8 protein-coding genes and 3 pseudogenes are annotated in these 10,603 nt (G+C 48.4%); 8 read left to right on the top strand and 3 right to left on the bottom strand.

Features of this window, described 5'->3' with window-relative positions; all coding sequences use genetic code 11:
* Window positions 1-240 (top strand): annotated as a pseudogene (locus G5T77_RS13470) (hypothetical protein); the annotation flags it as partial.
* 73 nt (window positions 241-313) lie between these two features.
* Here the strand turns inward: G5T77_RS13470 and G5T77_RS13465 are convergent.
* Window positions 314-1,543 (bottom strand): MFS transporter, encoded by a 1,230-nt coding sequence (locus G5T77_RS13465; RefSeq protein WP_166139611.1) that lies wholly within the window; start codon window positions 1,541-1,543, stop codon window positions 314-316.
* Window positions 1,544-1,874: 331 nt separating this feature from the next.
* On the opposite strand from G5T77_RS13465, the gene G5T77_RS13460 reads away from it, so the two are divergent.
* From G5T77_RS13460 to G5T77_RS13445, 3 genes are all read left to right on the top strand, one after another.
* Window positions 1,875-2,867 (top strand): IS5-like element ISAba23 family transposase, encoded by a 993-nt coding sequence (locus G5T77_RS13460; RefSeq protein ID WP_005028482.1) that lies wholly within the window; start codon window positions 1,875-1,877, stop codon window positions 2,865-2,867.
* Window positions 2,868-3,267: 400 nt separating this feature from the next.
* On the top strand, window positions 3,268-4,128 hold the full coding sequence (gene aac(3)-IId / locus G5T77_RS13450) for an aminoglycoside N-acetyltransferase AAC(3)-IId (RefSeq protein ID WP_000557454.1): 861 nt from the start codon (window positions 3,268-3,270) through the stop codon (window positions 4,126-4,128).
* 12 nt (window positions 4,129-4,140) lie between these two features.
* On the top strand, window positions 4,141-4,683 hold the full coding sequence (locus tag G5T77_RS13445) for an AAA family ATPase (RefSeq protein ID WP_000587837.1): 543 nt from the start codon (window positions 4,141-4,143) through the stop codon (window positions 4,681-4,683).
* A 481-nt stretch (window positions 4,684-5,164) separates the two neighbouring features.
* Here G5T77_RS13445 and G5T77_RS13440 read toward each other — a convergent pair whose 3' ends face one another.
* Window positions 5,165-5,356 (bottom strand): hypothetical protein, encoded by a 192-nt coding sequence (locus G5T77_RS13440; RefSeq protein WP_000951934.1) that lies wholly within the window; start codon window positions 5,354-5,356, stop codon window positions 5,165-5,167.
* Between the two features lie 23 nt (window positions 5,357-5,379).
* On the opposite strand from G5T77_RS13440, the gene G5T77_RS13435 reads away from it, so the two are divergent.
* The 4 genes and pseudogenes from G5T77_RS13435 to G5T77_RS17465 all read left to right on the top strand — a co-directional run.
* Window positions 5,380-5,607, top strand: coding sequence for a hypothetical protein (locus G5T77_RS13435; protein WP_000248278.1), 228 nt, complete (start codon window positions 5,380-5,382; stop codon window positions 5,605-5,607).
* A 50-nt stretch (window positions 5,608-5,657) separates the two neighbouring features.
* On the top strand, window positions 5,658-6,794 hold the full coding sequence (locus G5T77_RS13430) for a DUF3883 domain-containing protein (protein WP_000080860.1): 1,137 nt from the start codon (window positions 5,658-5,660) through the stop codon (window positions 6,792-6,794).
* Between the two features lie 114 nt (window positions 6,795-6,908).
* Window positions 6,909-8,280 (top strand): annotated as a pseudogene (locus tag G5T77_RS13420) (IS1182-like element ISCfr1 family transposase).
* 1,111 nt (window positions 8,281-9,391) lie between these two features.
* Window positions 9,392-10,378 (top strand): annotated as a pseudogene (locus tag G5T77_RS17465) (site-specific integrase); the annotation flags it as partial.
* A 39-nt stretch (window positions 10,379-10,417) separates the two neighbouring features.
* Here the strand turns inward: G5T77_RS17465 and G5T77_RS13400 are convergent.
* Window positions 10,418-10,603, bottom strand: a 186-nt coding sequence (locus G5T77_RS13400) for an integrase core domain-containing protein (RefSeq protein WP_166139613.1), incomplete at its 5' end; no start/stop codon positions are given.

Raw genomic sequence — 10,603 nt, 5'->3', positions numbered from 1 at the left:
GTGCATATTTTGAGTTTTATAGAAATGATCGCACGTAATGATTCAACAACAGCACTGAATCAACAGATTATCACCGTGATTAACTTATACAAAAATGCAGATTATCCAATTGAAACATTAAAGGTTTGGCTCAAAGATATTTTGAGTAAATCGAACGATCCTGAATGGTCCGAAAACTTCATTAATAATAGAAGCCTGAGTTTAAAAACTGGCTTTAAAAAGGATTATTTAAAGCCATAATAAAAAAGCGCACATTCATTTGAATGGGCGCTTTTTTATGATGTGAGCTTCGCTGAATTCAGTGAATAAAATTTTAGTAAACACCACTCTCAAGACGTTTTTGCATCACTTTTTTCACGGTCGCACGTGGAAAGCTAAACCAAAGTGCAATCAAAATGAGGCAGACTAAACTATAAGCCCAAAGACCAAATGCCACATAAGCTATGCGAACCAGTTCAATCACGAAGAAGAACGTAAACATCATCAGAACCGAAACGGCTGCAGCAACCGTCCCTTTGGACACTTCCGATGACATCAACGCAAAGCGGTATAACACTGAAAAACTAATGCCTTCACCGAAGCTCACCAAAGTCATCCCCACAATCAGTAACGGCAAGAAATAGCTTTGGAAAATCGTGCCGAGCACTACCAACAGCGTACCGATGAACATCAAGGGCAAACCGAGTAACACGGTTTTACCCAGTGCCATTTTGTCGATGACTTTAATCAGTACAATGTTGCCCAGAATGAGACCGCCCAAGACGGAGAACTGTGCCAAGCCGTATTGCATACTGCTCAAGCCAAGTTCTTCCACCAAGATCACGGGTGACAGTGCTATCCACAGCATCAACGGCATCGCGACCATGGGTAGGCCAAAGGTGAGCGCCAAAAAGGTCTTATTTTTATAGACCGTCTTATAGTCATCCCAAATATAGCGCAGCGGCTTTTTAGAATGACGCTGTTGTGTCGCAGGCATTTTGGCTTTTAAACCAAACCAACTTAAAAAAGCCAAAAAGGCGATGCCAATAAAGCCCCAATGCCATGACACATGGTCAATCATAAACGCGCCCACTACAGGACCAAGCAGCGGTGCCAGCAAAGAAATATTGGCCATGAGTGCCATGACTTTAATGGCATCACGCTCTTCAAAACTTTCCTGTACTGCGGCATAACCCACAGCAAAAATCATCGATAACCCCACGCCTTGTAAAAAGCGGAGCGCCAAAAAGGACTCAATATTTTGAGTGAGTAAAATCGCGAGGCAAGTCAGCACAAAAAATGCCACACCTGCGAGCAACACTTTTTTACGGCCTAAACGGTCTGAGAGTGGTCCAAGCAGCCACGCGACACAAGCACCGCCCAGTAAATAAAAGGACATAGACGATGGTGCCCACGCACTACTTACCCCAAAGTCTTGGGTAATCGCGAGCATGGCAGGCTGGACTAAATCGTTACCGATATAGACCGAAAATTCGAATAAAACCAATGCCAAAGGAAACATCAATGTGGCACGGCTTAACTTTAAAGTTTGTACGTTTTGCATTGTTATCTACATATAAAATGCGTACAAGCCTGAGCAAAGTCAGTTAGAGGGAGAGACGACTAAGCCCAATGGCAAGCACTGAGAAATTTATTAAATTACGTTTTTTTGAATGCGCTGAGATTTCGCGGCTTAATACACCGTATTCACAAGGTGTCTAAGATAGATCAAACGATTTCAGTTGTGAGATTTTTATAACTCAAACTAATTACACCCACTAATTTGAGTGGGTGTAGTTTAGCAGTTTATAGAAACCTTTGCACGAATAAACACACAAAAGTTCATTAAATTGGTATAATACAATAAAATCAATCACCTAGCAAAAAACACGACTATGGCATGGAAACAAACAGGGCAACTCTCCCTAGCAGACAGTCTCATTAACGCTCACAAAGCCATCGAAGAATTAGATGAACTACACAACCTAATTGACTGGCAAACTATCGAGCAAACCTTACGCCACGTTCATAGCAGTGAGCGTGGGGAATCTGCCTTTCACCCTGTCATCATGTTTAAAGTATTACTCTTACAAAAACTCTATAACCTATCGGATCCAGCCATGGAAAAACAACTGGCACGAGACTTACTATTTCGTCGCTTTGTTGGCCTATCATTAACGGATGATGTACCCGACCATAGCACCATTTGGCGATACCACAAACACCTAGGTGAGCTTAGACTGATTGAACCATTGTTCAACCAAATCAATGAGCAACTAGCCCAACAAAACATTTTTATCAAAGCGGGCAGTGTCAGCATCATCGATGCCAGTATCGTTGAAGCTAAAAACAAACGACCTAAGAAAGGCAAACACACCGACAATACCCAAGATAACGAAGCCGCCTATGTCAGTAAAAAAGACAGTACAGGTAAAGTAAAAACCACCTACGGCTTTAAAATTCATCTCAACTGTGATGAAGACAGCTTTGTCAAAAAGGTTGAAACTACCCCTGCCAATGTCCATGATTCCCAATGTTTTACCACGCTGTTAACAGATGATGAATCAGCCGTGTATGCTGACAGTGCGTATAAAAGCCAAGCCCATGATGACTACCTTGCCGAGCATGAACCACCGATAAAAAATCATATTCATGATAGAGCATGGCGCAATACACCCTTAACCGAACAGCAAAAACGCAATAATACCCAAAAGAGCCAAACTAGAAACACCGTTGAGCGGGTCTTTGGACATTTTAAACTGCATTATGGGATGAGCAAAGCTCGTCATTTAGGGTTAATGCAATTTCATACCAGCACTTTGCTTGCAAGCATGGTGCATAATTTAAAAACTGCCCTAAGCTTGAAACGAAAATACGGACTCGCCTAGGGTTATTGTGTCTGTTGGTTAGTAAGCTCAGCCAATAGACACAAATTTAACAACCATTTGGAGATTTTATCCATGATTTAGCCATTGTTTTGCTTATTTCATTGCCATTCTTTGTTTTTTTTCGGTTTGGTGGTATGCCTCGAGCAAAGGGGCTGTTTCGTGCAAAGGTCTCTTATAATTTGAAACGACCTCATTCGAGTCTAGACAAAATGACACCAAATGAGTTTTACTATGATCAGCTACCCCAACAAAACAAGGTGGCTTAACTAGAGCGGAATATCACTTATAAATACGCTTTTAGTTGTTCAAACAAGTGGGACCACCTCTATATATCTCGATAGGTATAGTAGAGTGATATCTCGATAGGTATAGTGTTTTGCAGTTTAGAGGAGATATCGCGATGCATACGCGGAAGGCAATAACGGAGGCGCTTCAAAAACTCGGAGTCCAAACCGGTGACCTCTTGATGGTGCATGCCTCACTTAAAGCGATTGGTCCGGTCGAAGGAGGAGCGGAGACGGTCGTTGCCGCGTTACGCTCCGCGGTTGGGCCGACTGGCACTGTGATGGGATACGCGTCGTGGGACCGATCACCCTACGAGGAGACTCTGAATGGCGCTCGGCTGGATGACGAAGCCCGCCGTACCTGGCTGCCGTTCGATCCCGCAACAGCCGGGACTTACCGTGGGTTCGGCCTGCTGAATCAATTTCTGGTTCAAGCCCCCGGCGCGCGGCGCAGCGCGCACCCCGATGCATCGATGGTCGCGGTTGGTCCGCTGGCTGAAACGCTGACGGAGCCTCACGAACTCGGTCACGCCTTGGGGGAAGGATCGCCCGTCGAGCGGTTCGTTCGCCTTGGCGGGAAGGCCCTGCTGTTGGGTGCGCCGCTAAACTCCGTTACCGCATTGCACTACGCCGAGGCGGTTGCCGATATCCCCAACAAACGGTGGGTGACGTATGAGATGCCGATGCTTGGAAGAGACGGTGAAGTCGCCTGGAAAACGGCATCGGATTACGATTCAAACGGCATTCTCGATTGCTTTGCTATCGAAGGAAAGCCGGATGCGGTTGAAACTATAGCAAATGCTTACGTGAAGCTCGGTCGCCATCGAGAAGGTGTCGTGGGCTTTGCTCAGTGCTACCTGTTCGACGCGCAGGACATCGTGACGTTCGGCGTCACCTATCTTGAGAAGCATTTCGGAACCACTCCGATCGTGCCTCCGCACGAGGCCGTCGAGCGCTCTTGCGAGCCTTCAGGTTAGAGGCCGTCGACAATGATAATCTGGATCAACGGACCTTTCGGCGCCGGAAAGACGACGCTCGCTAAGCGGCTGCGCGATCGGCGTTCCAAATCGCTGATCTTTGACCCCGAGGAAATCGGGTTCGTGGTGAAAGAAACGGTCCCCATGCCAGCGAGCGGAGACTATCAGGATCTCCCCTTGTGGAGGGGACTTACGATCGCGGCGGTCAGGGAGATTCGAAGGAATTACTCGCAGGACATCATCATCCCAATGACGCTCGTGCACCCGGACTATCTGACTGAGATACTCGACGGGGTAAGGCGGATCGACGATCAGCTGCTGCACATCTTTCTGACGCTCAACGAGGACCTATTGCGTCACCGGATCGCGAACCAGACCATGCATCCTGACCCGAATCGAAATGCGGAGATTCGAGAGTGGCGATTAGCGAATGTCGCCCGATGCTTGGCCGCAAGGGAACGGCTTCCATGCACAACCCGTGTTCTCGATAGTGGTGCACACACCAGCGATGAACTCGCAGCGATGGTGCTCGACGGAATCGATGGGCGCACCTGATCGCCTTCGACGCCTGCGCAAAGCGTAGCGCGAGGGTGGCGGGCTCACGACCAAACGCCCAGAGGTCGATCATCGCAGGGATGTTTGGCTTTGTGGTGCGGACGACGGGACTCGAACCCGTACTCTCACAGAGAAGCAGATTTTCGTACCACCTCGACTTTCGCCGCCGTCTGATGACGTTCGTGGTCTGGACTGTCCCTTCGCCATTGCCCGAAGGCTTTAGGCGCCGCCCGTCCAGTCTCTACACCTTCCCCCGAAGGGGCTTGGCTCGGGATTGGCTTAGGGTATTGCCCGTTAGCGTTCCCCGACTTTGAGCGGTTCTACTCCGCGGATTTCCCCGCGGGCACTCCAATTTTAAAGTCTGCTGCGTCTACCGATTTCGCCACGTCCGCCTTTTTTCGCCGTTCCTAGCGCTCGTGCGATGCACCTATGTTGCACCTAGCGCCGAATCGTTCTTCGTCATCCTGAAAAACCACGTCTCCTAAAGCCTTGCATAGCTTATCTTTTCTCCACCACGAACTTTTTTGTGGGATGGTAGAAAAAAAGACTTTTTAAGTCCGCTGGCTTGCCAGGCCTTGTTAGCTTGTACGGTCATGGTTATCGGGTAAAGAATATTGACGGCATCGCTGGTGTCGGTGGCTGAAAAGCCGGCTCCCATCAGGGCAATAGCCATTTCAGATGCAGGCGTACAGGGCAATGGTCAACAGCTACAGCCTGTCTGACGATTCCGGCGTCATGGCTGCGGCGGCTATCACGCATTTTTTGTTCGGTCAGGCGGTGTTTTCGTACCTCAATGGTTGGAGCGTGTTGATCGGACCTGGTACAGGTTTGGACAGCACGGGCTGCAAATACGCAAGGGATTTAATGGGCCTGGTGGCGTTCACGGCTTTTATCGTGACGTTTCTGTTCAGGGGCTACTCATAATCTCGTGGCTCGGCGGTTCCCGGCACACCATGACAGTAAGGAAGGACCCTGTGTCTCAACTCTCCCAGCTTCGAAGCCCCGCCGCCGTGCAGGCTGCCATCGATGAGTTCGTGCAACTGGGCCGCACGAAATTCCTGGCGCGCCACGGCTACGGCAAGTCCCGCGACTTCCTGGTACGTGATCCGAAGACCGGCACCGATTGCGATTCCAAGGCCATCGCCGGTGTGGCCTTCGGCAAGCAATTTCCCGAGCAGGGCCCGCTCACTGCTGACAGCTTCTCCGGTGGCGAGGCGACCGTCGTTCCGGCGCTGACGCGGCTCGGGTTTCGCATCATTCGCATCGGCGAAGACTGGTCCGAAGAAGAGGTCCTGGCCACGGTCGAAGACTATTTCGACATGCTGCGTGCCGAGGCGGCTGGGGAGCCGTACAACAAGTCCGAGCACAACCAGGCACTGCGCCAACTGCTGAACGGTCGCAGCAAGTCTTCAGTCGAGCTCAAGCACCAGAACATTAGCGCCGTACTCGATGCCCTGGGCCTGCCCTATATCAACGGCTACAAGCCACGCGGCAACAGCCAACTGCTGCTGCGTAAATCCGTACACGCCTACGTTCTGGAACATCAGCAGACGGTCGGCGCTCTTGTCGATGCCCTGGAGGAGGTAAAACTTCCGGGTGACAAAACCTACCGAGCGGCTTTGGTAGAACCACCCGCCCGTGAAGTGCTTGTGCGTACCCCGGCATCTCTACGGCAACGCCTACCGCGAAAGTTCGATTATGCCGCTCGCGATGAAGCCAACCGCAAGCTGGGCCGGGCAGGGGAGCAGTGGGTGATTGGCTACGAACAGCAACGCCTGACCGAGCTCGGCCACCCAGAGCTTTTTCAGCGGCTGGATTGGGTGTCCGACACCCAGGGAGACGGTGCGGGGTTCGACATCCTGTCGTTCGAAGAGGACGCCCATGAGCGCTTCATCGAGGTGAAAACCACCAATGGCGGGGTAGGCTCGTCTTTCTTGGTCAGCCACAACGAACTCGAATTCTCCAAGGAGGCGGGCGATCAATTCCATCTGTATCGCGTGTTCCAGTTTCGGGACGGTCCGCGCCTGTTCACGCTACCCGGCGACCTCAGCCAACATGTGCATCTCAAGCCGACGGACTACCGGGCGAGTTTCCGGAGTTTGGTGGGGTAAAGGCAGGGTTCTGTTGAGCCGAATGGCTGTGTGCGGCCGATTCTGTTGAAAAAGTAGCGGCCTCCCCATGCCGTTGGCAAAATTGCTTTGTCAGCGAGCGTGGGGGCGAACAGCATGATGGGACAGTTACCGGGAGGACAGCAGCGCCTGTTCTACTCGTTCAATCTGGAAGATCACGTCCCGGCCCAACATCTCCTGCGCAGCATCGACCAGTGCTTGGATCTCAGTGATCTACGTGCCTACCTGGCAGATTTCTATAGCCCCATCGGGCGTCCCTCGATTGACCCGGAGTTGATGGTGCGCATGCTGGTCGTCGGCTACTTGCTATGGCATTCGTTCCGAGCGGCGATTGTGCGAAGAGGTGCACCTGAACCTGGCCTATCGCTGGTTCTGCCGGTTGGGTCTGGAAGACGAAGTCCCCAATCACTCGACCTTCTCGAAGAATCGCCATGGGCGTTTTCGTGACAGCGATCTATTCCGCTGGTTATTCAATGAGGTGCTGCGGCGCTGCATGGCAGCCGGCCTAGTCAAGGGTGAAGGTTTCGCCGTCGACGCCAGCATCATTAAGGCGGATGCCAGCCGGCAACGTGGGGTGGCGGGAGATGAGGTCGATTGGAACGATCCAAAGCTCAGCAGCCGCGCAGTGCGCGAGTACCTCGAAGCCCTTGATGAAGAGGCGCTGGCTGAGGCTCTTCCCAAGAAAATTTCGCTCACTGATCCTCAGTCCCGTTGGACAGCAGCGCCAGGTGGCCCGGCCTTTTTTGCCTACTCCACGAATTACCTGATCGACACTGAGCACGGTGTGATCATGGACGTGGAAGCTACCCCGGCGCACCGTACCGCCGAAGTCGATTCGACTAGGACGATGGTCGAGCGTGTCGAGGCGCAGTTCGATCTCACACCGGAACGCCTTATCGGCGATACCGCTTATGGCACCGCCCCGATGCTGGCCTGGATGGTCGAAGAAAAGGACATCGAACCGCATGTGCCGGTGTGGGACAAGACCGAGCGCAAGGACGACAGCCTCTCCAGTAACGACTTTCACTGGAGTCAGGACGCCAATGAATATCGCTGCCCAGCCGGCAAACCGCTACGCAGTGAATGGCGCGCCTTCACCCAGCAAAGGTCGCGGGTAACTAAGGCCAAAACCGTCATTTACCGCTCCAGCCAAACCGACTGCGCCACCTGCCCGTTGAAAGCGAAATGCTGCCCCAACACGCCGAATCGGAAGATCGTCCGCAGCATCCATGAGGCTGCCCGCGACGTGGCTCGACGCATCGCCAAGACACCGGAGTACCTCGTCTCTCGCTGCGAACGAAAGAAGGTGGAGATGCTTTTCGCCCACCTCAAACGGATCATGAAACTCGACCGTTTACGACTGCGTGGCCTAACGGGTGCCACTGACGAATTCACCTTGGCTGCGATGGTGCAGAACCTGCGCCGCATGGCCAAGCTTTTGCCTCAAGGGCCACCGCTGACGGGATAGGTATGCCTGCTACGAGCAGAAACCCTCAAATTAACCCTTAAACCTGAGCAAGGACGCTCAGTGAAACGCCGGAAGGCAACTTGAAGTGGCTTGCAGCCACTTCGACAGCAGGCACACCTGATCGGCAGGCTGCCGCTAAAGCTACTTTTTCAACAGAATCGGCCGATTTGTGCCGGTCGTCAAGGACCGCTTCGGATCACTCTCAACCGGATCGCGGGCCAGCTGATTTGCTAAAACCCGCGCCAAACTCAACGAAGGATTTCGCATGATCCGTTTTTTTTGGCGATCACGCTCGGCCTGATGGTTGGCTGCTCGTCGAGTTCAAGTTCGATCTGATCAGTGAGCGGTAGCGCAAGTGGATCGCCTCAGCCAAGCAGCGTTGTTGCCGGCGGCCGGAAGAAAGCCTTGAACTAGTAGCGGAAAGGATGAAACTTTATTTTTACGATTCTCAGCATTTTCCAAGGTTGAGCGAAAATTAGGATGATACTTTAATGATTCCGGCCTCCATCCCCACAAAACGCTTGCAGATGGCAGAATTGAAATAAGTCATTGTTTTAAATGGTTTTTCAGGAATTGCTACGTTGCAGGGTCCTGTAGTTAGGATGACACTTTATTTTCCTCCCACAATCAAAGCATCCATCCATGCATTTGTGAAATCAGAACCCATTGAACGCATTGAGTTTGAAAAAAACTTGCTGAACTTAGGTATCGTGAACAATTATGAAAAATATATAGACTACAATAATTTGCTGTTTCACGTTTTGTTTAGCAAATGGATTAACAGTCCAGTTGACTTTGGATATTTTGTCGATCAAAACTTTTACGGTGCCAGCTAAGCTCACTCAAAACATCTACGGTGTAATACACCGTAAAAAGAATTGCACCTGGTACTTGCCACTAAAAAATGACAGTGAATGACATTTTGAGAGAAAAAAATTGTGGGGTAGTGCCTTTTCTACTCCTTTGAGAATTTTAATTATGACAATTCCGATACACCTAACAATAACTTCATATTTTTCTTTCTTGAACTAAGATTCAATAACTTAACTAATTTCTATTTCAATCATAAAATATGATATGTTGACCTTAAGAATAATTCATAAACTTTACTATGTTTGCTTTAAAAACAATTCATTTAGAAAAGAAAGTCTCAAACGAAAATCAAATTATTCTTTTATTTGATTTAGATTCATTCTGTCCATGTATGTACCCTATGCTGTACACCATGAAATTTCTTAGATTTCAAAGTATCTCTACGCAGCATGCAGATTTAATCGCAATAAAATTTTGGTATGAATTTTGGTTTGAAAAGTTTGCCACGTCCTTTTGTGAGTCGTTCTATTCGACATCCTATAATTTTGAGATCATTCAATGTGAAATTGATAATTTCATTGTTTACTTAGAAAATAATAAAAAACTTGAAAGTAATCTTATACGGCTAAGCAATTCAGAACATATTAATTACACAACAATTGGTCATAGAGTTAGATCCTTCTTAAAGTTTTACAACTTCTTGATTAATGAATACTTAAGCATGCAATCACAGCCACAACTTACGTTGAAGGAAATTCAAAAAATTAAAGAAAACTTGAATAAATATATGACAATAAAGAAAAAAATTATAAATAATTTTTCAAAAGCCAATAAGACAATTAAAAGTGAGATAAATCATAATTTTAAGAGCATGAATCAGGAAATGATTAAAGGATTGTATTCAGTCATTTCACCAAGTAACTCTAATAAATACAATGAATTAAATCCTTTTAGATCTAAAAATGTACAACTCAGAAACTTTCTGATCATACATCTCATGCTCAACTATGGTCTTAGAATTGGTGAGCTTATGCTACTAACAACCAACTCTATTAAAAAATCAATTCAGAATCATAGTTTTAGTTTAATTATTACAAATACAGATGATGAGTTCGATGATCGATCAAAAAAGCCAAAAATCAAAAATGAATATTCGTACCGAGTAATTAAACTGCAGGAACGAGACTACAGAATTCTTCAAATCTATATAAATGAAATCCGAAAAGAAATTCCTTCACATATCTTATTTACATCCTTAAAGCCTCCCTATTCTGCTTTAAGTTATGGTAATCCTCCCATAAATAACCGAAGTTAAAAGTAGAGGTTAAGCAGCCCTTAGAGGTGGCTTTCCTTTGTTAGCTTGATGTGGTCTTTCATGGTTGTAATGCCACAACCAGTTTGTTGCATAATCTTGTACTTCTTCCAGTGTGTCAAATAGATGCTTGCTTAGCCAGCTATAACGTATAGTCCGATTATAACGTTCAATATACGTAAGCGTCCGCTGAATCCC

The sequence above is a fragment of the Acinetobacter sp. GFQ9D191M genome, from assembly GCF_011174875.1.
In the GTDB taxonomy this organism is placed as follows: domain Bacteria; phylum Pseudomonadota; class Gammaproteobacteria; order Pseudomonadales; family Moraxellaceae; genus Acinetobacter.
This window is presented reverse-complemented; position numbering and strand designations above follow the sequence as displayed.

What these genes read in the sequence shown, in the direction of transcription:
- G5T77_RS13465 (WP_166139611.1), bottom strand. Translation starts at nt 1,543, where the DNA reads ATGCAAAACGTACAAACTTTAAAGTTAAGCCGTGCCACATTGATGTTT.
- G5T77_RS13460 (WP_005028482.1), top strand. Translation starts at nt 1,875, where the DNA reads ATGGCATGGAAACAAACAGGGCAACTCTCCCTAGCAGACAGTCTCATT.
- G5T77_RS13445 (WP_000587837.1), top strand. Translation starts at nt 4,141, where the DNA reads ATGATAATCTGGATCAACGGACCTTTCGGCGCCGGAAAGACGACGCTC.
- G5T77_RS13440 (WP_000951934.1), bottom strand. Translation starts at nt 5,356, where the DNA reads ATGGCTATTGCCCTGATGGGAGCCGGCTTTTCAGCCACCGACACCAGC.
- G5T77_RS13435 (WP_000248278.1), top strand. Translation starts at nt 5,380, where the DNA reads ATGGTCAACAGCTACAGCCTGTCTGACGATTCCGGCGTCATGGCTGCG.